This window comes from Pseudonocardia alaniniphila (assembly GCF_022524485.1).
Classification (GTDB): Bacteria; Actinomycetota; Actinomycetes; order Mycobacteriales; family Pseudonocardiaceae; genus Pseudonocardia; species Pseudonocardia alaniniphila.
The window spans coordinates 171,311-195,996 of sequence record NZ_JAKXMK010000015.1 but is presented as its reverse complement, the minus strand read 5'-3'; the positions used below and the strand labels follow the sequence as shown (position 1 = coordinate 195,996).

23 protein-coding genes and 1 pseudogene are annotated in these 24,686 nt (G+C 70.7%); 14 read left to right on the top strand and 10 right to left on the bottom strand.

Annotated features, from left to right (window positions below; genetic code table 11):
- The first annotated feature begins 142 nt into the window (after positions 1-142).
- From egtA to MMF94_RS18640, 5 genes are all read left to right on the top strand, one after another.
- The gene (gene egtA, locus MMF94_RS18660) at positions 143-1,411 is read left to right on the top strand and encodes an ergothioneine biosynthesis glutamate--cysteine ligase EgtA (RefSeq protein WP_241038202.1); all 1,269 of its coding nucleotides are present in this window, start codon (positions 143-145) and stop codon (positions 1,409-1,411) included.
- Positions 1,408-2,745: an ergothioneine biosynthesis protein EgtB gene (gene egtB, locus MMF94_RS18655; protein ID WP_241038200.1), complete on the top strand. Its 1,338-nt coding sequence runs from the start codon at positions 1,408-1,410 to the stop codon at positions 2,743-2,745. Before egtA ends, egtB begins: the two co-directional genes overlap by 4 nt.
- Positions 2,746-2,751: 6 nt before the next feature.
- On the top strand, positions 2,752-3,510 hold the full coding sequence (gene egtC / locus MMF94_RS18650; RefSeq protein ID WP_241038198.1) for an ergothioneine biosynthesis protein EgtC: 759 nt from the start codon (positions 2,752-2,754) through the stop codon (positions 3,508-3,510).
- Positions 3,507-4,478, top strand: coding sequence for an L-histidine N(alpha)-methyltransferase (egtD, locus tag MMF94_RS18645; RefSeq protein ID WP_241038196.1), 972 nt, complete (start codon positions 3,507-3,509; stop codon positions 4,476-4,478). The genes egtC and egtD overlap by 4 nt, the downstream gene beginning before the upstream one ends.
- Positions 4,479-4,611: 133 nt before the next feature.
- Positions 4,612-5,091, top strand: a complete 480-nt coding sequence (locus MMF94_RS18640; protein WP_241038195.1) for a cupin domain-containing protein — start codon at positions 4,612-4,614, stop codon at positions 5,089-5,091.
- A 281-nt stretch (positions 5,092-5,372) separates the two neighbouring features.
- Here MMF94_RS18640 and MMF94_RS18635 read toward each other — a convergent pair whose 3' ends face one another.
- Complete coding sequence (locus MMF94_RS18635; RefSeq protein ID WP_241038194.1) at positions 5,373-8,192, bottom strand: aconitate hydratase; 2,820 nt, start codon at positions 8,190-8,192, stop codon at positions 5,373-5,375.
- Between the two features lie 285 nt (positions 8,193-8,477).
- Here MMF94_RS18635 and MMF94_RS18630 point away from each other — a divergent pair, with 285 nt between their 5' ends.
- The 8 genes from MMF94_RS18630 (at position 8,478) to MMF94_RS18595 (ending at position 16,241) form a co-directional block, all read left to right on the top strand.
- Positions 8,478-9,884, top strand: coding sequence for a C40 family peptidase (locus tag MMF94_RS18630; RefSeq protein ID WP_241038193.1), 1,407 nt, complete (start codon positions 8,478-8,480; stop codon positions 9,882-9,884).
- 17 nt (positions 9,885-9,901) lie between these two features.
- Positions 9,902-10,249, top strand: coding sequence for a putative quinol monooxygenase (locus MMF94_RS18625; RefSeq protein ID WP_241038191.1), 348 nt, complete (start codon positions 9,902-9,904; stop codon positions 10,247-10,249).
- A 293-nt stretch (positions 10,250-10,542) separates the two neighbouring features.
- Entirely contained in the window at positions 10,543-11,595 is a 1,053-nt protein-coding gene (locus tag MMF94_RS18620; protein ID WP_241038189.1) for an AAA family ATPase, read from the top strand.
- The gene (locus tag MMF94_RS18615; RefSeq protein ID WP_379660591.1) at positions 11,592-12,548 is read left to right on the top strand and encodes a DUF58 domain-containing protein; all 957 of its coding nucleotides are present in this window, start codon (positions 11,592-11,594) and stop codon (positions 12,546-12,548) included. Before MMF94_RS18620 ends, MMF94_RS18615 begins: the two co-directional genes overlap by 4 nt.
- Positions 12,549-13,535, top strand: a complete 987-nt coding sequence (locus tag MMF94_RS18610) for a VWA domain-containing protein (protein WP_241038187.1) — start codon at positions 12,549-12,551, stop codon at positions 13,533-13,535.
- 117 nt (positions 13,536-13,652) lie between these two features.
- Complete coding sequence (fabG, locus tag MMF94_RS18605; protein ID WP_241038185.1) at positions 13,653-14,363, top strand: 3-oxoacyl-ACP reductase FabG; 711 nt, start codon at positions 13,653-13,655, stop codon at positions 14,361-14,363.
- A gap of 32 nt (positions 14,364-14,395) precedes the next feature.
- On the top strand, positions 14,396-15,187 hold the full coding sequence (gene fabI / locus MMF94_RS18600) for an enoyl-ACP reductase FabI (RefSeq protein ID WP_241038183.1): 792 nt from the start codon (positions 14,396-14,398) through the stop codon (positions 15,185-15,187).
- A 7-nt stretch (positions 15,188-15,194) separates the two neighbouring features.
- On the top strand, positions 15,195-16,241 hold the full coding sequence (locus tag MMF94_RS18595; protein ID WP_241038182.1) for a ferrochelatase: 1,047 nt from the start codon (positions 15,195-15,197) through the stop codon (positions 16,239-16,241).
- Between the two features lie 69 nt (positions 16,242-16,310).
- Here the strand turns inward: MMF94_RS18595 and MMF94_RS18590 are convergent, their stop codons facing one another.
- Genes MMF94_RS18590 through MMF94_RS18575 form a run of 4 tightly spaced genes read right to left on the bottom strand, consistent with a single transcriptional unit; the run spans position 16,311 to position 18,664 of the window.
- Complete coding sequence (locus tag MMF94_RS18590; protein ID WP_241038181.1) at positions 16,311-16,952, bottom strand: SRPBCC family protein; 642 nt, start codon at positions 16,950-16,952, stop codon at positions 16,311-16,313.
- A 60-nt stretch (positions 16,953-17,012) separates the two neighbouring features.
- Positions 17,013-17,654 (bottom strand): SRPBCC family protein, encoded by a 642-nt coding sequence (locus MMF94_RS18585; protein ID WP_241038180.1) that lies wholly within the window; start codon positions 17,652-17,654, stop codon positions 17,013-17,015.
- Positions 17,651-18,007 carry an ArsR/SmtB family transcription factor gene (locus MMF94_RS18580; protein WP_241038179.1) on the bottom strand — a complete coding sequence of 119 codons (357 nt, stop codon included), beginning with the start codon at positions 18,005-18,007 and terminating at the stop codon, positions 17,651-17,653. Before MMF94_RS18580 ends, MMF94_RS18585 begins: the two co-directional genes overlap by 4 nt.
- 57 nt (positions 18,008-18,064) lie before the next feature.
- Positions 18,065-18,664, bottom strand: a complete 600-nt coding sequence (locus MMF94_RS18575; protein ID WP_241038178.1) for a dihydrofolate reductase family protein — start codon at positions 18,662-18,664, stop codon at positions 18,065-18,067.
- Positions 18,665-18,758: 94 nt separating this feature from the next.
- On the opposite strand from MMF94_RS18575, the gene MMF94_RS18570 reads away from it, so the two are divergent.
- Positions 18,759-19,334 carry a TetR/AcrR family transcriptional regulator gene (locus MMF94_RS18570; protein WP_241038177.1) on the top strand — a complete coding sequence of 192 codons (576 nt, stop codon included), beginning with the start codon at positions 18,759-18,761 and terminating at the stop codon, positions 19,332-19,334.
- Positions 19,335-19,356: 22 nt separating this feature from the next.
- On the opposite strand, the gene MMF94_RS18565 is transcribed toward MMF94_RS18570, so the two are convergent.
- From MMF94_RS18565 to MMF94_RS18550, 5 genes and pseudogenes are all read right to left on the bottom strand, one after another.
- Complete coding sequence (locus MMF94_RS18565) at positions 19,357-20,550, bottom strand: tyrosine-type recombinase/integrase (RefSeq protein WP_241038176.1); 1,194 nt, start codon at positions 20,548-20,550, stop codon at positions 19,357-19,359.
- A 24-nt stretch (positions 20,551-20,574) separates the two neighbouring features.
- Entirely contained in the window at positions 20,575-22,197 is a 1,623-nt protein-coding gene (locus MMF94_RS18560; protein ID WP_241038175.1) for a class I adenylate-forming enzyme family protein, read from the bottom strand.
- A gap of 13 nt (positions 22,198-22,210) precedes the next feature.
- Positions 22,211-23,065, bottom strand: a complete 855-nt coding sequence (locus MMF94_RS18555) for an enoyl-CoA hydratase/isomerase family protein (RefSeq protein ID WP_241038174.1) — start codon at positions 23,063-23,065, stop codon at positions 22,211-22,213.
- 747 nt (positions 23,066-23,812) lie between these two features.
- Positions 23,813-24,025, bottom strand: a pseudogene (locus MMF94_RS43765) (ATP-binding cassette domain-containing protein); the annotation flags it as partial.
- Positions 24,000-24,176 (bottom strand): hypothetical protein, encoded by a 177-nt coding sequence (locus tag MMF94_RS18550; RefSeq protein ID WP_241038172.1) that lies wholly within the window; start codon positions 24,174-24,176, stop codon positions 24,000-24,002. The gene MMF94_RS18550 and the pseudogene MMF94_RS43765, both read right to left, overlap by 26 nt.
- Positions 24,177-24,686: the final 510 nt, after the last annotated feature.

Genomic DNA, 24,686 nt, shown 5'->3' with positions numbered 1-24,686 from the left:
ATCGTCGTAGCCCGCGGGTAGCGTCATGCGAGTGGCGAGAGATGTGGGCATCGCAACGGCTACGGCAGTGGGTGCTCCCGCTGCCGATCCGCCGGATGCGGGCCCTTCGGTTCTACGCGACTGTGCCGATGCTGAGGCATATGTGGCGTCCGTCTGTTTCAAGATCGGCCCTCCCCGACTCGTCGGGGTAGAGCTCGAGTGGCTGCTGCATCAGCCGTCGGCTCCCGAGGTGCCACCTGATCCCGCCGTGCTGGTCACGGCGCTCGGGCCGCACACCCCCACCACGCTCGACCCGTCCTCGTCCGCACTGCCGCTCCCCGCCGGTTCGGCCGTCACCGTCGAACCGGGTGGCCAGATCGAACTCGCGAGCCCGCCCCTTCCGGATCTCGGAGGGTTGCTGCAGACCGTCCGCGCCGATGCCGACGCACTGCACCACCTGCTCGCCGATCAGGGACTTCAACCCCAACTCCGCGCCACCGACCCGGTGCGTCCTGCGGTCCGCATCCTCGACGTTCCTCGCTACCGAGCCATGGAGCAGGCGTTCGACCGGTTGGGCCCGCACGGCCGCAGCGCGATGTGCTCCACCGCAGCCGTGCAGGTGTGCGTCGACGCGGGGGAGAACGGCGACGTCGCTGAGCGCTGGGCCGCGGTCCATGCGTTCGGCCCGGTGCTGTTGGCAGCGTTCGCCAACTCACCGCTGCTGCACGGCAGGCCCACGGGGTGGAAGTCCTCGAGATGGGCGTGCTGGCAGCGGGCCGACCCGTCCCGCACGGTTCCCCCGCGGATCTCCGAGGTCGAAACGGAAGACCCCGCCACGGCGTGGGCGCGCCGTGTGCTGAGCAGCCCGTTGCTGCTCGTGCGCAGGGAAGGGGCGTGGGAGGTGCCCAGCGGCGTCACGTTCGCCGACTGGGTCAACGGCGCCCTCCCGGTGCCTCCCACCACCGCCGACCTCGACTACCACGTATCCACCCTGTTCCCGCCGGTCCGACCGCACGGGCATCTCGAGGTGCGCTACGTCGACGCCCAGCCGGGGCGCCGGTGGGCGCTGCCCGTCGCGGTGATCGCCGCGTTGCTCTCCGACACCGTCGTCACGGGCAAGGCGCGCGAGGCCTGCGAGCCCGCAGAGGGTCGCTGGACCGAGGCCGCCCAGCTCGGGCTCGCCGACCAGCCACTCGCCCAAGCCGCGGCCACCTTGTTCGAGCTGGCCTGCGACCGGTTGACCGCCCTCGGCGCTCCCCGCTGGGTGGCCGACGACCTCGCGGACATGACGGAGCGACAGGTCCTGCGCGGCCTGTGCCCTGCCGACACCGCCGTCGATGTCTCCGCCGACCGCCTCGTCGGAGACCTCGCACCCGACCTTGCCGAGAACTCCACCCGCCAGCCGGCACCCCCGGAGGGAGAGACGTCATGACCGTCAGCGACCAGATCGCGCTGGGCGGCGAGGAGCTACGCGCCCGCGTCGCCGAGCTGCTCACCGCGTCCCGTGCTCGCAGCACCGCCCTCACCGACGCCGTTGACGAGGCCGATCTCGTGGCCCAGCACTCACCGTTGATGTCACCGCTGGTCTGGGACCTCGCGCACATCGGCAGCCAGGAGGAGCTCTGGCTGGTGCGTGACGTCGGTGGTCGCGAGCCGCTGCGCCCGGAGATCGACGGGCTCTACGACGCGTTCCAGCACTCGCGCGCGAGCCGCGTCGATCTGCCGTTGCTCGGCCCGGCAGAGGCTCGCGCCTACGTGGCCGAGGTGCGCGACAAGGCCCTCGACACCCTCGAGCGCACCCCGCTCACGGGTCGCCGGCTCGTGGAGCACGGCTTCGCGTTCGGCATGATCGTGCAGCACGAGCAGCAGCACGACGAGACGATGCTCGCCACCCACCAGTTGCGTGCCGGCGCTCCGGTACTGCACGCGGATGCCCCGCCCGCCGGGCGGGCGCTCGCCGCCCGCGAGGTGCTCGTCCCCGGTGGCCCGTTCACGATGGGCACGTCCACCGAGCCGTGGGCGCTCGACAACGAGCGTCCCGCGCACGTCGTGGAGGTCCCGGCGTTCGTCATCGACACGGCCGCCGTCACCAACGGCGAGTACGCCGAGTTCATCGCGGCCGGCGGTTACGACGACCAGCGCTGGTGGAGCGACGCGGGCTGGGCGCACCGCGTATCCGCCGGGCTCACCGCACCCGAGTTCTGGGAGCGCGACGGCTCGGGCGAGTGGCACCGGCGGCGGTTCGGCGTGGTCGAGCGGGTGCCCGCCGACGAGCCGGTCGTCCACGTCTGCTTCCACGAGGCCGAGGCGTACGCCCGCTGGGCAGGCAAGCGGCTGCCCACGGAGGCGGAGTGGGAGAAGGCCGCCCGGTACGACCCCACCACCGGACGCTCCCGGCGGTTCCCGTGGGGCGACGATGCGCCTACCGCCGAGCACGCCAACCTCGGGCAGCGCCACCTGCAGCCCGCGGCTGCCGGGGCGTTCCCCCTCGGGGCATCGCCGCTCGGTGTTCAGCAGCTCGTCGGCGACGTGTGGGAGTGGACCAGCTCGGGCTGGCACCCCTATCCGGGGTTCGAGGTGTTCCCCTACCCCGAGTACTCCCAGGTCTTCTTCGGCGGCGACTACCGGGTGCTGCGCGGCGGTTCCTTCGGCACCGACCCGGCTGCAATCCGCGGCACGTTCCGCAACTGGGACCACCCGATTCGCCGGCAGATCTTCTCGGGCTTCCGCTGCGCCCGGGATGTGTCCCCGGCGGAGACGGCGTAGCCCCGGGTGTGTCGCCACCTGGCCTACCTGGGGCCACCAGTGACGCTGTCGTCGCTGGTCCTCGAGGCGCCCCATGGGCTGCTGCGCCAGTCCTACGCGCCGCTGGACATGCGCGCCGGCGGCACGATCAACGCCGACGGCTTCGGCGCCGGCTGGTACCCGGCGCCCGAGGCCGACGCGGTGCGGTACCGCAGCGCCGCACCGCTGTGGTCCGACGCCTCCTTCGCCGCCATGGCGGGAGCCACCCGCTCGTCCGCCGTGCTGGCGGCGGTCCGGTCGGCCACGGTCGGCATGCCCGTCACGGAGACGGCTGCGGCACCGTTCGCCCACGGGCGGTGGCTGTTCAGCCACAACGGCGTGGTGCGAGGGTGGCCGCACTCGGTCGCCGAGCTCGCCGGCGGTCTGCCGGTGGCCGACCTCATCATGCTGGACGCACCCACAGACTCGGCGCTGCTCTGGGCGCTGGTGCGCCACCGGCTGTCCGATGGCGGGGATCCAGCCGGCGTCCTGGCGGGTGTCGTCGCCGCGGTGGCCACGGCGGCACCCGGGTCGCGGCTCAACCTGCTGCTCACGGACGGCCGTGGGATCTGGGCCACGGCGTGGGATCACGCGTTGTCGGTGCGCACCACCCCCGACTCCGTTCTGGTCGCGTCCGAGCCGATCGACAGCCTTTCCACCTGGAACCCGGTGCCCGACCGGCATCTCGTCGTGGCCCGACCGGGCCATTACCGGGTCGACGAACTCACGATGACAGGAGTCCCATGAGCCCCGCGCTGCTGGACATCCACCTCACCGACGGCGACGCCGATGCCGCCCTGCGCGCCGACGTGCGTGCAGGCCTCACGACGATCCCTAAACAGTTGCCCCCCAAGTGGTTCTACGACGCACGGGGCAGCGAACTGTTCGAGCTGATCACGGAGCTGCCGGAGTACTACCCCACCCGCACCGAGCGGGCCTTGCTGGAGCGCAGCGCCGACGCGATCGCGATCACGTCGGGGGCCGACACGATCGTCGAGCTCGGTTCGGGGTCGTCGGCCAAGACGCGGCTGCTGCTCGACGCGTTCGGTCGCGCCGGGTCGCTGCGCCGGTACGTGCCACAGGACGTGAGCGAGGCCGCCCTCCGCTCGGCCATGGACGCACTGTCGGTCGAGTACCCCGACCTCGAGCTGCACGGCGTGGTCGGCGACTTCACGAGCCATCTGCACCGGTTGCCGCGGGGCAAGCACCGGATGGTGGCGTTCCTCGGCGGCACCATCGGCAACCTGCTGCCTGCTGAGCGCGCCGAGTTCCTCGATCGTCTTCGTGCGGTGCTGCAGCCGGGCGAGCAGCTGCTGCTCGGCACGGGCCTCGTGATCGACGAGGAGACGCTCGTCCGCGCGTATGACGACTCGGCAGGCGTCACGGCCGAGTTCAACCGCAACGTGCTCCGGGTGCTCAACCGCGAGCTGCGAGCCGACTTCCCGGTGGAGGAGTTCACCCACCGCGCGCTGTGGGACGCGGAGAACGAGTGGATCGAGATGCGGTTGGTCGCGCAGCGTGCGATCACCGTCACTCTGGCCGAGCTGGGCCTGGAGGTGCGTTTCGCTGCGGGGGAGGAGATGCGGACGGAGGTCTCGGCCAAGTTCAGGGCCCCCGGCGTTCGCGCGATGCTCGAAGAGGCGGGCTTCACCGTCACCCGCACCTGGACCGACCCCGACGACCGCTTCGCGCTGACGCTGGCAACCGCCACCTGACCCGACACCTCCGCAGGCCCGTTTCCGGAGGCCGAACCGCACGATCCCGGCGCGCAGGAAGCGGTGGTGCTGCGTGCCGGGCAAGCGGTTCGGTGCCGGGCCGGCCCTCCGGACATCGGGTTAGCCTGCTGGCATGAGCAGCGATCGGGCGGGTCGTTCGTGGCGGACTGACGGGGTTCGGGTCATCCCCGGGGAGGCGCTCGACAGCAACACACCGCAGACGCCGGGCATGCATCGCGCCGCGGCTGTCACGCACGCGCGGGTGGGGGCGGCGAAGCTGTGGGCCGGCACCGTGACGATCCATCCCGGTGCCCGCACCGGTGCCCATCACCACGGCGAGCTGGAGAGCGTGATCTACGTGGTGCGCGGCCGGGCGAGGATGCGGTGGGGTGAGCATCTCGAGTTCACGGCGGAGGCCGGCCCGGGTGGCTTCATCTTCGTGCCGCCGTTCGTGCCGCACCAGGAGATCAACGCGCTCGACGACGAGCCGCTGGAGTGCGTGCTGACGCGCAGCGGTCAGGAGCCGATCGTGGTGAACCTGGACATCGAGGGCGTGGCGGAGCCCGAGCACGTGCCGTGGGTCGACCCGGCCCATCCTGCTCCCAGCGGATGACGGGTCGGCCGGGCGTCGGGGCATCCCCCTCGTCTCGACGCACCGGCCGCCTGTCCGGTGTCGCCCCGCTCGGCCTCCGGCGAACTCAGGTCCGAGCGGCCACACCGGCGCCGGTTCTCCTCGGGGAGCCGATCACAGCCGGCGTCCGCGCGGTAGCTCTTATGTCAATGAAACATTGACGCCAGCGTTTCGTCAATCTGTCGGCGACACCTCGCACGCCACAACGACGACGGCGGGCGACCCGGAGAACCGGGTCGCCCGCCGTCGAGGGGGAGTGGAGGTCAGCTGCGCAGCATGCCGCGCAGGACGTACTGCATGATCCCGCCGTTGCGGTAGTAGTCCGCCTCGCCGGGGGTGTCGATCCGGACGGTGGCGTCGAACTCGACCTTCTCGCCGTTGTCCTTGGTGGCACTCACGTGCACGGTCCGCGGCGTCGATCCCTCGTTCAGGGCGGTGACGCCAGAGATGTCGAACGTCTCGGTGCCGTCCAGCTTGAGCGAGGCCGCCGACTCGCCCTGCGGGAACTGCAGCGGCAGGACGCCCATGCCGATCAGGTTGGAGCGGTGGATCCGCTCGTAGCTCTCCACGATCACGGCCTTGACGCCGAGCAGCGCGGTGCCCTTGGCCGCCCAGTCTCGCGACGAGCCGGAGCCGTACTCCTTTCCACCCAGCACCACCAGCGGTGTGCCCGCGGCGGCGTAGTTCTGCGAGGCGTCGTAGATGAACGCCTGCGGGCTGCCCTCCTGGGTGAAGTCGCGGGTGTAGCCGCCGGACACGCCGTCGAGGAGTTGGTTGCGCAGCCGGATGTTGGCGAAGGTGCCGCGGATCATCACCTCGTGGTTGCCGCGGCGGGATCCGTAGGAGTTGAAGTCCTTCTTCTCCACGCCGTGCTCACGCAGGTACTGCCCGGCGGGGGTGTCCTCCTTGATGGAGCCGGCGGGGGAGATGTGGTCGGTGGTCACGGAGTCGCCGAGCAACGCGAGGACGCGCGCCCCGGAGATGTCCTGCACCGGTGACGGGTCGGGCTCCATGCCCTCGAAGTACGGGGGCTTGCGGACGTAGGTGGACTCCGGGTCCCAGGCGAAGGTGCTGCCCTCGGGTGTCGGGAGCGAGCGCCAGCGCTCGTCGCCTGCGAAGACGTCGGCGTAGTCCTTGGTGAACATCTCCTGGCTGATCGCGCCGTCGATCGTCGTCTGCACGTCCTGGGCCGAGGGCCAGATGTCGCGCAGGAACACGTCGTTGCCCTGGGGGTCCTGGCCGAGGGGCTGGGCCTCGAAGTCGAAGTCCATCGTGCCGGCGAGCGCGTAGGCGATCACCAGCGGCGGGGACGCCAGGTAGTTCATCTTGACGTCGGGGTTGATCCGGCCCTCGAAGTTGCGGTTGCCCGAGAGCACCGAGACGACAGAGAGGTCGGCCTCGTTGACCGCGGCGGAGATCTCCTCGGCCAGCGGTCCCGAGTTGCCGATGCACGTGGTACAGCCGTAGCCGACCAGGTGGTAGCCGAGCTTCTCGAGATACGGCCAGAGGCCCGCCTTCTCGTAGTAGTCGGTGACGACCTTCGAGCCCGGCGCCATCGACGTCTTCACCCACGGCTTGACAGCCAGGCCCTTGTCGACGGCGTTCTTCGCCAGGAGCGCGGCGCCCAGCATCACCGACGGGTTCGAGGTGTTGGTGCACGAGGTGATCGAGGCGATCACGACGGCGCCGTGGTCGAGCACGAACTCGCCGCGGTCGGAGGTCTTGACCGTGGTCGGGCGGGACGGACGGCCGTCGCCGCCGTTCGCGGCCGAGTGCACCACCGGCTGGTCGTCGTCGTCATCGTCGTCGGAGAAGGCGAGCGCGGGGGCGTCGCTCGCCGGGAAGGACTCCCGGCCGGCCTCGTCCACATGGTTGTGCGCGAGGGGCTGCGGCTCCGCGTCGTCGGTGTAGTCGTGCACCGACTTGCGGAACGAGGACTTCGCGTCGGTCAGCTCGATGCGGTCCTGCGGGCGCTTCGGCCCGGCGATGGACGGGACGACCGTGGACAGGTCGAGCTCGAGGGTCTCGGAGTAGACCGGCTCCCGGGACGGGTCGTGCCAGAGGCCCTGCTCCTTGGCGTAGGTCTCGACGAGGTCGATCTGCTCGTCGGAACGGCCGGTGAGCTTGAGGTAGCGGACGGTCTCCTCGTCGATCGGGAAGATCGCCGCGGTGGAGCCGAACTCCGGGCTCATGTTGCCGATGGTCGCGCGGTTGGCCAGTGGCACCGCACCCACGCCCTCGCCGTAGAACTCGACGAACTTGCCCACCACGCCGTGGCGGCGCAGCATCTCGGTGATCGTCAGCACGACGTCGGTGGCGGTGGCGCCGGCAGGGATCTCACCGGTGAGCTTGAAGCCGACCACGCGGGGGATGAGCATCGAGACGGGCTGGCCGAGCATGGCCGCCTCGGCCTCGATGCCGCCGACGCCCCAGCCCAGCACGCCCAGGCCGTTGACCATCGTGGTGTGGGAGTCGGTGCCGACGAGGGTGTCGGGGTAGGCCTGGCCGCCCCTGGTCATGACCACGCGGGCGAGGTGCTCGATGTTGACCTGGTGCACGATGCCCGTGCCCGGCGGGACGACCTTGAACTCGTCGAACGCGCCCTGGCCCCAGCGCAGGAACTGGTAGCGCTCCTTGTTGCGCTGGTACTCGAAGTCGACGTTGCGTTCGAAGGCGTCCGGGCGGCCGAAGATGTCGATGATCACCGAGTGGTCGATCACCAGCTCGGCCGGAGCCAGCGGGTTGACCTTGGCGGGGTCGCCGCCCAGCTCGGTGACGGCTTCGCGCATGGTGGCCAGGTCGACGACGCAGGGGACGCCGGTGAAGTCCTGCATCACCACCCGGGCGGGGGTGAACTGGATCTCGGTGTCCGGCTCGGCGGTGGGATCCCAGTTCGCCAGCGCCCGCACGTGCTCGGCGGTGACGTTGGCGCCGTCCTCGGTCCGCAGCAGGTTCTCCAGCAGAACCTTGAGGCTGAACGGGAGGCGGTCGGCGCCCTCCACCGCTGCGAGCCGGAAGATCTCGTGATCCGACCCGCCTGCCTGAATCGTCCCTTTCGCTCCGAAGCTGTTCGTGCTGGCCACGTCGTTGTCCTCCTGCGGTGGTGGGCGCTTGGGATCTCGCGCTGGATATCGCTGTGCCTCAGGTTCCCGGAGTCTCGCGCACCGACAGGTCCTCGGCGCAGCGGCCCCGCTCGCCGTAAACAGTACGCTTGTCCTGCTAGCCGGTCGAGTCGCGGGGTTCGTCGCTCGACCGGGTGAGTTTCCGGGCTCGTCGCTCTCTGAGCGCTCCGTCCTGTTCCTCCGTGTGGTCGTTGTTCGTGGCGATGCGCGTGTGGCTACCCGTTTCTGGGCCGTCCGGGTGGCACAGTGCGCTCGCTTCTGGAGCACGACGACGGAACGGAGGCGGCTGCCGTGCGGTACCGAGGTCTGCCGCGTCTGCGCCCGGGGCGGGACGAGGACGGCCGGCCGTTGCGGTGGCGGGACCGTGCCGTCGTCCTCGTCGTGTTGCTGGCCCTGGTCGGCGGTGGCGCGTCCACCGCGTTGGCCCAGCCCACCCCGCCGCCACCGCCGAACCCGAGCGACGACGAGCTGCAGCGCAGCCGGAGCTCGGTCGCCCAGCGGGCAGGCGAGGTCGGCCGGCTGACCGCCCAGCTCGCGGAGCTCGACAGCCGTACCGACGACCTCCAGGCCGCGCTGGCCGCCCAGCGCGAGACCGCCGAGGCCGCGCTCGTCGTCCTGCAGACCGCGCAGGACGCGGCGGCGGCTGCGGCGCGGCGCGCTGCCGCGGCGCGGATCGAGACCCAGGCGGCGTCCTCCGCGATCGACGAGGCGCGCGCCCGGCTCGACGAGTTCGTCACCGCCACGTACCAGCAGGGCCTCGACGTCGGACCGCTCGGCCTGCTCACCGACTCCACGAGCCCCGAGGACCTCGTCGCACGGGCGGAGTTCAACGACCTCATCGCCCGGTCGCAGCTCGCGGCGCGGGACGGACTGGAACGCGCACGCGTCGCGAAGGCTAATGCGGACTCCGCTGCGCGGGCCGCGCTCGATGAGGCGCGCGCCCGTGAGGCCGAGGCGCAGACGGCGAAGGCCGCCGCCGATGCAGCCTTCGCTGCTGCGGCGGCGGCTGCGCGCGAACAGGCGGCGCAGCTCGCGGCGGTGGCAGCGGAGCGCGCCGAGGTGCAGCACAGGCTCGATGCCGCCGAGTCGGCCGATGCCGGACTGCGTCAGCAACGTGCCCGGTTCGACGAGTGGCAGCGCAGGCTGGCGCAGGAGCAGACCGCGCGGGAACGGGCCGAGCGCAACGCCGCTGCGGCCAGGCTCGGGGGCCGGGACGGCGCCGGCCCGGCCGTCGGGGGCAGCGCCGCGGTGCGGCGCGTGATCGACCGCGCGATGTCGCAGATCGGCGTGCAGTACGTCTGGGGCGGTGGCAACGGGCGCGGCCCCAGCAGGGGGATTCCCGACGGTCTGGGCTCACCGCTCGACCGGGTCGGGTTCGACTGCTCGGGCCTGATGCTCTACGCGTTCAACGGCGCGGGGGTGTCGTTGCCGCGAGTGAGCCGCAACCAGTTCAACGCGGGCCGGAAGGTGCCGATCTCCGACCTGCGACCCGGCGACATGGTCTTCTTCCAGAACCCGGGCGCCCCGATTCACCATGTGGCCCTGTACATCGGAAACGGGAAGATGATCGAGGCCCCCTACACGGGGGCGAGCGTCCGGGTGGTGCCACTGCGCACCAGAGGCCTGCTGCCGCAGGCCACGCGAATCTTCTGAGCGGCGGGGAGACGGCGATGACGATCGTTGTTCGCGCGGAGCTACGTATCCGTTCGGGAAAGCGTGAGGAGTTCGTCAGGGCGGCGGCGGCGCTGGCCGTCGCGGCGGGGGAGGAGGGCGAGACCCTCCGCTACGACTGGTACGGCTGTGCGGACCCGCACGAGTTCGTGGTCATCGAGGAGTACACGGACGCAGACGCGGCGGTGGTGCACAACCAGCACTGCGCGATGCTGCTGCAGGGGATCGCGGAGCTCGCGGACATGACCGCTGTCCATCTCCACGGCGAGGTGGGGCCGGATCTCGAGAAGTGGGCGATGGAGCGCTCTTTCGCGCACGTCCATCGCCCACTGCGGCTGGTGCCGTAGGGCTCACGACAGCCCATGAGAGCAGCGCGCTGACCATCTATGTCAATGAAACATTGACGCCTACAAATCGTCCTCCTTTCATTGACCACCCGAAAAGCCCAGCTCAGGACCGAAAACGCCGACGCCGGCCGGCGTCGGGTCATGGACTGTCGTGGGGGAGGACCGCGTGGCAGGATCGATCGGCCTACCGGGCGACCGGGGAGCCTCGCCGCAAGCTCTCGGACACGTAGGGCGGTGCGCGCCGGACGTCCGGGTTCACCGTCGTCTCACGCACGCCGGAGTGGGATGGCGTGGTGAGTGTGCAGGAGTCCGTCCCCAGCCCCGCCCACGAAGGTGAGCGGCTCGAACGCGTCGTCTTCGAGATCAAGCGCGTGATCGTCGGCCAGGACCGGCTCGTCGAGCGGATGCTCGTCGGCTTGCTGGCCAAGGGCCATCTGCTGCTCGAGGGTGTGCCCGGCGTCGCGAAGACGCTCGCGGTCGAGACCGTCGCGAAAGTCGTCGGCGGCACCTTCGCCCGGTTGCAGTTCACCCCCGACCTCGTGCCCGCCGACATCCTCGGCACACGCATCTACCGGCAGGGCCGCGAGGAGTTCGACGTCGAACTCGGGCCCGTCGTGGCCAACTTCGTGCTCGCCGACGAGATCAACCGCGCGCCGGCGAAGGTGCAGTCGGCGATGCTCGAGGTGATGGCGGAGCGGCATCTCTCGATCGGCGGCAGGACGTTCCCGATGCCCGATCCGTTCCTCGTGCTGGCCACGCAGAACCCGATCGAGAACGAGGGCGTCTACCCGCTTCCGGAGGCGCAGCGCGACCGGTTCCTCTTCAAGATCATCGTCGAGTACCCGGGCGTCGAGGAGGAGCGCGAGATCGTCTACCGGATGGGTGCTGAGCCGCCCGTCGCGCACCAGGTGATCGATCCCGCGGAGCTCCAGCGGCTGCAGAAGGTGGCCTCGCGGGTGTTCGTGCACCACGCGCTCGTTGACTACGTCGTGCGGCTCGTGGTGGCCACCCGGATCCCCGCCGAGCACGGCCTCACCGACATCGCAGGCTGGGTGTCCTACGGTGCTTCGCCGCGCGCCACCCTGGGCATCGTGGCCGGGGCACGTGCGCTCGCGCTGGTGCGCGGCCGCGACTACGTCCTCCCGCAGGACATCCTGGACGTCGCTCCCGACGTGCTGCGCCACCGGCTGGTGCTGTCCTACGACGCCGTCGCCGACGGTGTTCCGATGGACCACATCATCTCCCGGGTGCTCGCCACCGTTCCGTTGCCGCAGGTCACCGCCCGGCCGCAGCACGATCCGGGTGCGCCCTCTGCGCCGTACAGCCCGGCCGGCAGCTCGACGTGACAGCTGCGCAGCCCACCGCCGAGCCGACGCGGCGGCCGCCGATCGCGCCGCCGTCGTTCAGGGACGGGCGGATCGAGGCGGCGCTGCGGACGCTGGAGCTGGCCGTACGGGGGCGGCTCGACGGGCTGCTGCAGGGCAACCACCTCGGTCTGGTCCCCGGACCGGGCAGCGAGCCGGGAGAGGCACGTAGCTACCAGCCCGGCGACGATGTCCGGCGCATGGACTGGGCCGTCACCGCCCGCACCACGGTGCCGCACGTCCGCGAGACGGTGGCCGATCGAGAGCTGGAGACCTGGGTCGTGCTCGATCTGTCGCCGAGCCTCGACTTCGGCACGGCGGCGTGCGAGAAGCGCGACCTCGCGATCGCGGCGCTCGCCGCCGTCACCCACCTCACCCGGGGTGGGGGCAACCGGATCGGTGTGCTCGTCAGCACGGGGGAGCAGACGGTCCGCATCCCCGCTCGAGGCGGTCTCGGCCACGCCCGTGCGATGCTGCGCCGCGTCGCCCGCACCGAACGAGCCCCTGAGGGCACCCGTGGCGATCTGGCGGCTGCGATCGAGCAGTTGCGCCGCCCGCCGCGACGCCGTGGCCTGGCCGTCGTCATCTCCGACTTCCTCGGCGAACCCGACTGGGAACGGTCGCTGCGTGCGCTCTCGAACCGGCACGACCTGCTGGCCGTCGAGGTGCTGGATCCGCGTGAGCTGGAACTGCCCGACGTCGGCACGGTGGTGCTCGCCGACCCCGAGACGGGACGCCAGCGCGAGGTCGTGACCAGTCCGCTGCTGTGCCGGGAGTTCGCGGCCGCGGCGGCCGAGCACCGGGAACGGGTGGCGGCTGCGCTGCGCCGTTGCGGCGCCGCGCATCTCACGCTGCGCACCGACTCGGATTGGATCGCGGACATCGTGCGGTTCGTCCTGGCCCGCAAACGTGCCTGGTCGGGGGGTGGGCGGTAGATGTTCACCCACCCCTGGTGGCTGCTGCTGCTCATCGTGGTGGGCGCGCTTGCCGCCGGTTACGTCCTGCTGCTGCGCAGGCGCCGGCGTGACACCGTCCGGTTCACCAACCTGGAACTGCTCGACCGGGTGGCCCCGAAACGCCCGGGCTGGTACCGGCACGTCCCGGCTGCGGCGATGATCCTGGCGCTGGCGGTTCTCACCATCGCGCTTGCGGGGCCCCAGGCCGAGGCGCGGGTGCCCCGCAACCGGGCCACGGTGGTGCTGGTGATCGACGTCTCGCTGTCGATGCAGGCCACGGACGTCGAACCGAGCAGGCTCGCCGCGGCGCAGGCGGCCGCGAAGGCGTTCGCCGATCAGCTGACGCCCGGGATCAACCTGGGGCTGGTGTCGTTCGCGGGCACGGCCGCGGTGCTCGTCTCGCCGACGGTTGACCGGGAGCCGGTCAAGCGTGCCGTCGACGGGTTGAAGCTGTCGGAGTCGACCGCCACCGGCGAGGCGATCTTCGCCGCGCTGCAGTCGGTGGAGACGTTCTCGCAGGCCATCGCCGGTGCGGCGGCGGATGGTCCGCCGCCTGCGCGGATCGTGCTGATGAGTGACGGCAAACAGACGGTGCCGGGTGGCGTGATGCCGGAGGAGGAGCCGCGCGGCTCGTTCACGGCGGCGCGCGCGGCCTCGGAGGCCGGGATCCCGGTCTCCACGATCTCCTTCGGCACCGACTACGGCTCGATCGAGATCAACCCGGGTGAGCGCACACCGGTGGCAGTGGATGACGCGTCGATGCGGAAGATCGCCGAGCTGTCCGGTGGGCAGTTCTTCACGGCGGCCACCGAGGACGAGCTACGGCAGGTGTACGCCGAGCTCGGCGAGCAGATCGGTTACGAGGTGCGGCGGGTCGACACGAGCAGGCCGTGGCTCGCCGGAGGCGCGTTGCTGTTGTTCGCCGGTGTGGGCAGCGGCCTGGCCCTGGGCCGGCGGTTCCCGTAGATCTCGACTGCGACCTGTGAACCGGGCGGCTCGCGGAACCCTCCGCCAGCCGCCCGGTTCGCGACGCGAGTCGCCCGGTTTCCGCGGGTCGGGGCACTGCCCATAGGGTGACCATCCGTGGGACGCAGCGTGCTGGTGACCGGAGGCAACCGCGGTATCGGACTCGCGATCGCGAAGGCGTTCGCGGCGCAGGGCGACCAGGTGGCGGTGACGCACCGCAGCCCCGTCGAGGGGTTGCCGGGGGAACTGCTCCCCGTTCAGTGCGACGTCACCGACGCGGCTGCGGTGGACGCGGCGTTCGCCGAGATCGAGGACAAGCACGGCCCCGTGCAGGTGCTCGTCTCGAACGCCGGGATCACCGACGACGGGCTGCTCATGCGGATGAGCGAGGAGTCGTTCACGCGGGTCGTCGACGCCAACCTCACCGCCGCCTACCGCGTCGCCAAGCGCGCCTCCCGCGGCATGCTCAAGGCGAAGAGCGGCCGCATGGTCTTCGTCTCCAGCGTCGTCGGCCTCTCCGGCGGCGCCGGGCAGGTCAACTACGCCGCGTCCAAGGCCGGTCTCGTCGGGCTGGCCCGCTCCGTCGCACGTGAACTCGGTTCCCGCGGCATCACGGCCAACGTGGTGGCGCCGGGGTTCGTCGACACCGACATGACCCGCGCCCTGTCCGACGCGCGGCGCGCCGAGATCCTCGGCCAGATTCCCCTCGGGCGTTACGCCAGCACTGACGAGGTGGCCGCCACCGTCACGTGGCTGGGCTCGGAGAACGCCGGATACATCACCGGCGCTGTGATCCCGGTCGACGGCGGCCTCGGAATGGGCCACTAGCCCACCCGCTCCCTGAACACGGAAAGGCTGCCATGGGACTGCTCGAGGGCAAGCGCCTGCTGATCACCGGCGTGATCACCGATGCGTCGCTGGCGTTCCACGCCGCGAAGATCGCCCAGGAACAAGGCGCAGAAGTTGTGCTCACCGGCTTCGGACGGATGCGGCTGGTGGAGCGGATCGCGCAGCGGCTGCCGAAGCCTGCGCCCGTGGTCGAGCTCGACGTGTCGGACCAGTCCCAGCTCGACAGCCTTGTCGAGCGGGTGTCGCCGTACCTCGGTGAGTCGTCCGAAGTGGACGGCCCGAAGCTCGACGGCGTGCTCCACTCGATCGGCTTCGCGCCGGCCTCGTGCCTGGGGGAGGGCGCGTTCATGAACGCGCCGTGGGAGGACGTGGCCGCGACGATCCAGGTGAGCGCCTACTCGTTCAAGTCGCTGTCCACCGCCGTGCTGCCGCTGCTGGGGCCGGGCAGTTCGATCGTCGGAATGGACTTCGACAACCGGCAGGCGTGGCCCGCTTACGACTGGATGGGCGTGGCCAAGTCCACCCTCGAGTCGGTCACCCGGTACCTGGCGCGTGACCTCGGGCCGAAGGGCATCCGCGTCAACCTCGTGGCCGCCGGGCCGGTGCGCACCATGGCCGCGAAGTCCATCCCCGGCTTCTCTGCGTTCGAGGACGCCTGGGACGGCCGTGCGCCGCTGGGCTGGGACGTCAACGACCCGGTTCCCGTCGCGAAGACCGTCTGCGCCGTGCTGTCGGACTGGCTGCCGGTCACCACCGGGTCGATGGTGTGGGCGGACGGCGGGTTCCACGCCATCGGTGTCTAATCGGGTCGTGCGAGAACAAGCGGACGCGCTGCTGGTCCTGAGCTTCGGCGGGCCCGAGGGCCTCGACGAGGTGCGGCCTTTCCTGGAGAACGTGGTGCGTGGCCGTGGTGTCCCGCCCGAGCGGCTCGACGCGGTCGAGGAGCACTACCGGCACTTCGGGGGCGTGAGCCCGCTCAATGCGCGCAACCGCGAGATCATCGCGGCGCTCCGGCAGCGCACGGACCTGCCGGTCTACTTCGGCAATCGCAACTGGCACCCGCTGGTCGAGGACACGGTCGCGGAGATGGCGCGTGCGGGGGTTCGTCGTGCGCTCGTGTTCGCCACCAGCGCCTACGGCGGGTACTCGGCGTGCCGGCAGTACCAAGAGGACATCGAGCGGGCACGTAAGGCGGTGGGGGAGGGCGCGCCGGACATGGTGAAGCTGCGGCACTTCTTCGACCACCCCGACTTCATCGCCGCCAACGCCAGCGCCGTGCGTGCGGCGGCCGCGACGCTGCCCGCCGACGTCCGTGAGGACGCTCGGCTCGTCTTCACCGCCCACTCCGTGCCGGTCGCCGCCGACGTCGCGGCCGGGCCGCCGGAGGAGGGCGGGCACCGGTACTCGCGGCAGGTCGGTGAGGCCGCCCGGTTGGTCGCGGCGGAGCTGGGGGTCGAGGAGTTCGACGTGGTGTGGCAGTCGCGGTCCGGCCCGCCGCAGGTGCCGTGGTTGGAGCCGGACATCGTCGACCACATCGAGGCGTTGCACGCTCGTGGCGTGCCCGCGGTGATCGTGTCCCCGGTCGGGTTCGTGTCCGACCACGTCGAGGTGGTGTGGGATCTGGACACGGAGGCGAAGGAACGCGCCACCGAGCTGGGTATGGCGTTCGCTCGCGCGGCGACGGCCGGGCCGGACCCACGGTTCGCCGACATGGTGGTGGAGCTGATGGCCGAGTGTCTGCACGAGGCCGCTCCGCGGCGCCTGGGCGAGGTGCCAGGGGGTGGGTGCACGGTCAACGGGGCCCCGTGCGCGGTCGACTGCTGTGTTCCGGCCCGGCGGCCGGCGCGCCCGGAGTGAACGGGCCGCGTACGAGAGGCCCGCTCGGCCGATAGGTCGGGACGAACGTGCCGCTCGTGCGGGGGAGCCTCAGGCCTGCTCGGGCACGGCGGCGTAGGCGGCGCCCGAGCGGTCGGCCATTCCTCTGGCCACGTCGGGGTCGGCGCCACCTGTGATGTCGGCAGCGCACCAGGCGTCGGCGGACGAGGTCAGGAACCGTCTGCCGTCGTCCGTGGCGAACCATGCCTCGACCTGTGCGGGGTCGGCGGTGCCGCCCGACGAGAGGTACAGGAAGAGCCCCAGGAACGACATGTCCCAGCCGATGCCGGCGGCGCCCGGGCCGAACTCGGTCCAGTGGTCGTTGCCGATGTAGAAGACGTGTTCGAGCGCGAACCGTGTGGATGCCTCGGACACCGCCGTGAGCCGGACCTCGATCCAGCTCACGGACCCCTCGTACTCCCAGGTGGCGGGGAATCCGTGGGGCGGGTCGCAGCGCTCGACGGTGCCGCCTGCGTTTCCCTCCAGCTGGTAGCGCCCGCCCAGGCGCAGCTCGCCGGACACCGGGAGGAACCACCGCGGCAGTCGCTCCGCGTTGGTGCAGGCGTCCCACAGGTCGTCGAGGTCGGTGGCGTAGGTCTGGCTGATGGTGACCGTGCGGCCCTCGCCCTTGTCGAGCATCCGCGCGCTGACCGTGCGATCCGCGGCGTTGATCTGCCGGGTGACGTCGATCATCGTTGGTCCTCTCTGTCGGGTTCGCGCATGCGACGCGTGCGCCGCCCGCGGGACAACGGATCAGGCCTGGTCGGGCACCCCGGTGTAGAAGGCGGTGGCGCGGTCGGCGGCGGCGCGGGCAGCTGTGGCGTCGGTGCCCGCTGCCGTGCTCGCCGCGCACCAGGCGTCGCTGGTCGATGTGAAGAACCGCCTGCCCTCCTCCGTGGCGGACCAGGCCTCGAACTCCGCAGCGTCCACCTGCTCGCCCGACGCCAGATGCAGCGCGAGCCCCATGGCGGCCCCGTCCCAGCCGATGCCGACCGCGCCCGGGCCGAACTCGGCCCAGCGTTCGTCGTCGACGTGGGCGACGTGTTCGAGCTCGAACCTGGTGCGGCCGTCGGACACCTCGGTGAGCCGGACCTCGATCCAGCTCACCTCCCCGGCGAACTCCCAGGTGGCCGCGAAACCGTGCGGGGGATCGCAGCGCTCCACGGTGCCGCCTGCGTTGCCCTGCAACTGGTAGCGCCCGCCCAGGCGCAGGTCGCCGGTGACCGGTAGGAACCAGCGGGGGATGCGCTCGGCGTTGGTGCAGGCATCCCAGAGATCGTCGAGGTCGGTGTTGTAGGTCTGGCTGATGGCGACGACGCGGGCCTCGCCCGCCTCGAGCGTGCGCGTGCCGACCGTGCGCGTCACGGCGTTGATCTGGTGGGTGACATCGATCATGGGTCGGTCCTCTCGTCGGCCTCGCGGATGCGGCGCTCGCGCCGTCCGCGGGCCAGTTCGGTGGCGAGCGCGTCCAGGTGGGGAGTCCAGAAGCGCCGGAAGTGGTCGAGCCAGTTGTCGACGTCACGCAGCGGCTCGGGCCGCACACGGTAGAGCCTGCGTGTCCCTTCGGGACGGACCGAGGCGAACCCGTTGTCTCGTAGTACCCGCAGGTGTTGTGAGACGGCGGGCTGGGAGATTCCGAACTCCTCCTGGATCGCGGCGCACACCGCTCCGGAGGTCATCTCCCCCCCGGCGAGCAGCTCCAGGATTCGCCGGCGAACCGGGTCGCCGAGGACGTCGAACGCGTGCACGCCGGAAAGATAGCAGCACTTGCTTATATAAGCAACGGCCGATAGAACGGCGCGGTGCTACGCCGACGGTGTGCTGACGTAGGTGAGGAAGGCGGATCCGCTCGCCACGACGGTGTGGCTCGCGAGCTGCCAGTGGCGGGGATCGAACGCCGTGTCCCGCGAGAAGAGCGGGATTCCCGTTCCGATGGTCAGCGGCCCCAGCTTGATGATCAACTGGTCGATCTCCGGGTACAGCACCCCGGCGAGCTCGCTCCCGCCGATCAGCCAGATGTCCTTGCCGTTCTCCTGCTTGAGTTCCCGCACCTTCGCCACCGGATCGGTGGCGACCACCTCGACGTCGGGGTCGGGGCTCGCGGCGAGCGTCCGGGAGAACACCAGGTGGCGCAGGTGCGGGTACGCGTCGTTGATCCCGGCCTTCAGTCCGATCTCGTATGTCCGGCGCCCTTCGAGGACGGTGTCGAAATGCGTGCCCTCGGCGGTGATGGACAGCGCCGTGCGCGCCGGCCCGGGGAGGATCTCCGGGAGTTCGGTGGCGAGGTGCTGGATGTAGTCCTGGGCGACCGGCCAGAAGCCGTCGGGACCGGTGGGGTCGCTTCCGTCCGGTCCGGCGATGAATCCGTCGATGGTGGACGCGATGCAGTACACGAGCTGGCGCAATGTTCTCCCACTACGATTGATGTACTCTGCTTGCAGTGGTTTGAGGTTAGTACTGCACTTGAAGTGGTGTCAATCGGCCGTCCTGGAGACCCTCATGCGCCAGAACCCCGCTCGCCGGGTTGCCCTGCTCGACGCCTCGATCGAGGTCCTGGCTCGCGAGGGGTCGCGCGGGCTGACCTTGCGGGCCGTCGACAAAGAGGCCGGTGTCCCGACCGGAACGGCCTCCAACTACTTCGCCAACCGCGCCGAGCTGCTCGGTCAGGTACTGAGGCGCACGCGGGAGCGCTTGACTCCCGACCCGTCGGAGCTGGCGGACACCATGAAGATCCCGCCGTCGCAAGAGCTCGTGAAGACGTTGTTGTGCCAGCTCGTGGAGCGCATGCGCCGGGAACGCAACACCCACCTGGCCATGATGGAACTGCGCCTCGAAGCCACCCGACGCCCCGAACTGCAGGAGGAGCTGACCGATTTCTCCGTCGCCGAGCTCGACGCGAACATCGGCTTCCATCTCGGCAACGGCCTGCCCGGCGACCGCACCGGAGTGGTGCTGCTCTATCTGGCCATGCTCGGGCTGATCGTCGACGACCTCACCGTCCCCGACCTTCTCACGCCCCACGGTCTCGACGCCCTGATCGACGCGATGGCGACGCGCCTGCTCCCGGAGAGCTGACCGTCTCGGGGCGGGCCGTGCCTCAGGAGGGGGCGGGCGCGGCCGCGATCGCGTCGGCCACCAGGTCGGCAGCCGTGCTCGCCCGGGTGCGTCTGCCGCGGTCGTAGTGCTGGGTGGTGGCGATCGTGGCGTGTCCGACGTCGGCCTGGACGTGCTGGATGCGGGCGTCCTGCTCCAGCGCGATCGTCACGTAGGCGTGCCGCAGCGCGTGCGGGTGCACGCGGTCGGCGACACCGTCGAGCGCCGGGCCGGCCTCGGCCGCGATGCGGCGCAGCAGCGTGTAGAGGTCGACGCGCGAGCAGCGGCCTTCCTGGCGCGTAGCGAGCATCGGCGCGTCACCGGCTCCGGTGCGGCCACGCCGGGCGGGCACGGCGGCGTCGCGGACGCGGTCGCGCTCCGTCAGGTAGGCCGTCAGCGCGTCACGTACGAGGTCGGTGACGTAGACCTCTCGGTGCAGGCCGCCCTTGCCGAGCACCCGGAGCACGTCGTCCCCGCCGCTGCGGTAGAGATCGCCCCGGTCGAGCCCGACCACCTCGGAGATCCGGAGTCCGAGCGTCAGCAACGCCACCATGGCCACGGCCCGCAGGGCGTAAAGACGAGCGAGCCGCGGGCTGCGCGAGTACGGGAGGCGGGCGGCCGTGACGAGCAGTGCCTTGAGCTGCCCGGCCGTGAGCCGCACGGTCGGTGAGGCGTCCCGGGCGGTCGACGAGAGCCCCAGCCGGGCGCGGTTGAGCGCTGCCGGATTCGCCGCGACGGTGCCCGTCTCGGCCAGGTGCCCGTAGAGCGCCGACAGCGTGGAGAGCATCCGCTGCCGGGTACGCCGCTGCGCGCCCGCGGCGTCGAGCGCGTGGAGCCAGGCCTTGACGTGCCGGGCCGTGGCGTCGCGGGGGTCGAGGGCCTGCCGGGCGCACCAGCGGAACCAGGCCAGGTCGTGGAGCGGTCCTGCCTGCGCCGGAGGGGGCGCGGCGCGGCGCGCCTCGCGGGCCGGTGCGCCGCCGATCGCGTCCACCCAGGCGATGGGCAGCCCGAGCGCGTAAGCGTAGGTCCGGCGGGTGCCGGCGTTCGCGTACTGCGCGAGCCAGTCGACGAGCTGGGCGCGCAGCACCTCGGGATCGGCGACGCCGGGCCAGTCGGTGGCATTCGGTGTGACGAGCGCCGGGGCGAAGCGATGGCCGGCGAGTGCTTCCAGGACGACCAACGGCTCGGACGCTGTCACCGGTGGAGAGTAGCGGCGCGACCGTCAGGCCGGTTCGACAGTGATCGCCAGCCAGCCGTGGCCGGTACGCCGGAACCCGTGGGCCGTGTCGGTGAGCTCGCGGCTGAGCACCTTCCCGGAGGGGGTGCGGGGGAGCGCGTCGACGAAGGCGATCACTCGTGGCGCCTTGTAGCCGGCGAGCGCCGCCCGGCACTGTTGCTCGATGCTCTCCGGTGTGAGGCGCGCACCGTCCTCGGGCACCACGACGGCCTTGACGCTCTCGCCCCACTCGTCGTCGGGCACGCCGACGACGGCGACCTCCCGCACACCGGCGAGCCCGCGGATCGCCTCCTCGATCTCGGCGGGATAGACGTTGATCCCGCCGCTGACGATCACGTCCTTCAGCCGCCCCACGATGTACACGTAGCCGTCCTCGTCCTGGTAGCCCAGGTCGCCGGTGCGGAACCAGCCGTCGCGGAGGGCTTCTTCGGTGCGCATCGGGTCACCGAGGTAGACCGGTCCGCTCAGGAGTCCGCGCTTGGCGATCTCCCCTACCTCGCCCTGCGGCCGGAACCCGCCGTCCGGGTCCAGGATGGCTACCTCGGCCCGGAAGAACGCGCGGCCACAGGACTCCGCCTTCGGCCCGGACGGGTCCTGCATGTTGACGGTGACGCAGGCCATCTCGGTGCCTGCCAGGAACTCGCCCACGCGAGCCCGGGGGAACGCCGTGGCGAGGCGTCGCTTGAGGGTGCCGCCGGCACGAGCGCCGGAGGTGAGCACCAGGCGCAGGGAGCTGGTGTCGACGCCGCCATCTGCGCTCTCCAGCGCGTCGGCGAGCCGGTCGAAGATCACGGGTGCGCCGGGGAGCACGGTGGGCCGGTCGCGGCTGATCGATTCGAGCGTCCGGCGCGGGTCGAACCGGCGATGGACGTTCAGCGTGCCGCCGACGTAGAGCTGCTGGAGCGCGAAGGTGAACCCGAGGCCGTGATAGAGCGGCCCGACCACCAGCTCGACGTCGTCGGGGCCGATGCCGAACTCGACACTCATGTCCGCCCAGCCCTGCACCGTGGCGCGGTGAGGGATGACGCAGATCTTCGGCGACCCGGTGGTGCCGCTGGTGAGTGCGAGCCGGAACGGTGCGCTCTCGTCCACATCGGGCAGTGCCGCACCTGCCGGGTCGACCACGACGTCCTCATAGAGCCGGACGTCCCCGGCGAGCGCGTCCATCGGAAGGTCGGGCTCGTCGCGCAGTCGAGCCACCGCCAGCTCGCCGGACGGTACGCCGGCTCCTGCCGGGCCGAGTGCGTCGAGGACGTCGGTGACGATCGCCTTCGCCCCGGTCACCCGCACGGCCCGCGCCACCTCCCAGGGAACGAACCGTGGGCTGATCGGCACGATCGGGCAACCCGCCTTGCCCAGCCCGTACATCAGCTCGATGTACTGGATCCGGTTGCTCGCATACAGCGCCACCGGGTCTCCGCTGCGCAGGCCGTAGCTCGCCAGCCCGGCGGCCAGTCCTGTGGTGCGATCGTCGAGCTCGCTCCAGGTGAGGCTGCGTTCCCCCTCGACCACGGCGACCCGATCCCGGGTTCTCGGGTTGGTCGCGTGCAGCCGCGGGACGTCGCCCACGCGGAGCGCCTGCTGGTACGGGTCCGTCAGGATGGCCACTCGTTCCTCCCCGCTAGCCGTGGAAGTCGGGCGGTCGCTTCTCCAGGAACGCCGACAGGCCCTCCCAGGAGTCGTCGCTCTGGGCCAGCCAGGACTGGCCGAGCCGCTCGACGTCCCGTCCGGTGTGGGGGTCGGTGCCCTCACACATGTTGATCACGTGTTTCGCGAGCCCGATCGCCCTCGGCGCACCCTTCATGAGGTCGACCGCGAGCGACTCCGCCTCGCCGACGAGCGCGTCGGCGGGCACCACCCGCGAGACCAGGCCCATCGCCCCGGCCTGCTCGGCCGTGTACTCCCGCCCGGTCATGACCATCTCCTTGAGCCGTTCGACACCGATGAGGCGGCTCATGCGGGAACACGCCCCCGATGCCGGAATGACCCCGATCCTGATTTCGGGAAGTACGAACGTCGCGTTCTGTGCGGCGATTCGGAAATCACACGACACCGCGAGCTCCACGCCCCCGCCGGCGCACGGCCCGTTGATCGCCGCGATCACGGGCTTCTCGATGTTCTCGACGTCGTCGAACGTGGCGTGGTTGGTCCGCACGTAGGAGCGGTAGCTGTTGCCCGGCAGACCCCGCTGCCACCGCAGGTCGTTGATGTCTCGCCCGGCGCAGAATCCCCGTCCCGCCCCGGTGATGACGACCACCCGTACCTCGTCATCGAACGTCGCCTGCCACAGCGCAGCCCGGAGCTCCACCAGCATGCGCCAGTCGAACGCGTTGAGCCGCTCGGGCCGGTCCAGCGTGATCCAGCAGATCCCGGCGGTGCCGCCGGTGTGCATGCTGACCCGCTCGAACTGCTCAGGGGTGACGGAGAAGGGCGACTGCGGGACCTGTGATCCACGGTGGCCGTTACCTGACGTCACGTGATCGCCCGACGCAAGGCGCAGAACGTGGTGGCCACAGCGCGGACGCTAACCGCATTCCGGCCAGGTCGGCAGCGCCCGGTGGGGAATGGCACACCGTCGACGGGCCAATTGTGACGCAAAAACGCAAATACCCGGTGCGCGGCTTTCGCGGATCATCAACCCGGGGAGCCGCTGGACGTGGTGGCCGTGCCGCCGGTGTGGCCGAGCCTGCAGGGCACGTCGACGGAGTGGGCGGGCAGCACGGTCGTGCAGAGATCGACGGGCACGGTCATCCCGTCGCCGCGTCGGAATGTCCTCGGGGCCCTCGGCGATCAACACCACCTGCGGCACGTCGGGGTCGACCCTGCCCGGCGTCGGATCCAACGGCACGACCATCCGCGTTCTGCCGAGACGTAGTGCGGTGCGGTGGTTGATCGGGAGACGGCGGGGGAATCTTGCGCGCGGCCAGCAGCGTGACGCAGCCGGTGTCGAGGCCGACCTCGACGGCCTCGACGCCATCGAGCTCGCTGATCTGCTCTCCACGACGGACTTCACGCAATGGTCACACGTCATCCCCGTGACGGTGACCTGGATTCGAAAATGTGAATCAATGGACACGTAGAACTCCTTGAATGTCGGCGAACGGAGGGTCCGGTCTGCACGAGTCCCGCTCACCTGCCGGCTTACCCTGCTTCTCGTCGATCCAGGTGTCGATCCAGGTTCAGAAGTCATCCCCCCGCCTCCCCGGAAAGGTCGTAGGGCAGGCACACCGGCACGATCGCCCCCCCCGGGTGGCTGCACGATCCGGGCGATGGCCTTGAGCAGCGTCGACTTCCCTGATCCGTTGGATCCCACCAGAACGGTGATCTTGCCGTTCGGTAGGTGGAAGTCCGCCGAGCACGATGTGCGACGCGTACGACACCGACAGGTCGTCCACGTGGATATGCACTTCTCAGGCCTCCCTCGATTGCCGGCCACCTCGAATGAGGAACGGGAAATAGGGAGCACCGAACAACGCGGTCACGGCGCCGACCGGCAGCGCACTCGGCCTTCCGGGCAGCGCGAGCGCCACCATCTGTGCCAGCAGGTGGGCCACCAGTAGCGTGCAGGCAGAGATCAATACGCTCACCGGGCTCGACGGTGGTCGTAGCCGATCAGGCGACGCGCGATATGTGGGCCGACGAGCCCGACGAACCCGGCAACACCGACGCGGACCGGCTCGACGAGGAGGGACGCGCGGCCGGGGATCCAACAACGACGTCGGTTCCGTCCTGGTCGTCGTCGCGGGGGGCCCGATCGCAGGTCCCGTCGCGCCCGCGCTGCCCAGTACCGGGGCAATCGATCCGATTCATCCCTACAGCGATGTGATTCTTCTTCATGGTGAATAGTCCGATAATCTATTGACAATTGACATTCGGCTTGGGGCAACTTAACTTGACCCAGCGGGTGAGTCCTGCAAGGGTTTCTCGACCCATGCTCCCGGAAGTGGGCTGGTGTCGTGTTCGACGCCTTTGTAAATTCAGCTTGGAGATTTTCAGGCGCTGTTCTTGCAGTTCGCGACAACTTTCCCGGTGGAGGCGGGTGGTGGCGCCTTGCCTCGGGGTGCTGGTCGGCATCGTCGTTAGTCGGGTGGCCTGGC

What these genes read in the sequence shown, in the direction of transcription:
- egtB (WP_241038200.1), top strand. Translation starts at nt 1,408, where the DNA reads ATGACCGTCAGCGACCAGATCGCGCTGGGCGGCGAGGAGCTACGCGCC.
- egtD (WP_241038196.1), top strand. Translation starts at nt 3,507, where the DNA reads ATGAGCCCCGCGCTGCTGGACATCCACCTCACCGACGGCGACGCCGAT.
- MMF94_RS18640 (WP_241038195.1), top strand. Translation starts at nt 4,612, where the DNA reads ATGAGCAGCGATCGGGCGGGTCGTTCGTGGCGGACTGACGGGGTTCGG.
- MMF94_RS18625 (WP_241038191.1), top strand. Translation starts at nt 9,902, where the DNA reads ATGACGATCGTTGTTCGCGCGGAGCTACGTATCCGTTCGGGAAAGCGT.
- MMF94_RS18610 (WP_241038187.1), top strand. Translation starts at nt 12,549, where the DNA reads ATGTTCACCCACCCCTGGTGGCTGCTGCTGCTCATCGTGGTGGGCGCG.
- fabI (WP_241038183.1), top strand. Translation starts at nt 14,396, where the DNA reads ATGGGACTGCTCGAGGGCAAGCGCCTGCTGATCACCGGCGTGATCACC.
- MMF94_RS18590 (WP_241038181.1), bottom strand. Translation starts at nt 16,952, where the DNA reads ATGATCGACGTCACCCGGCAGATCAACGCCGCGGATCGCACGGTCAGC.
- MMF94_RS18585 (WP_241038180.1), bottom strand. Translation starts at nt 17,654, where the DNA reads ATGATCGATGTCACCCACCAGATCAACGCCGTGACGCGCACGGTCGGC.
- MMF94_RS18570 (WP_241038177.1), top strand. Translation starts at nt 18,759, where the DNA reads ATGCGCCAGAACCCCGCTCGCCGGGTTGCCCTGCTCGACGCCTCGATC.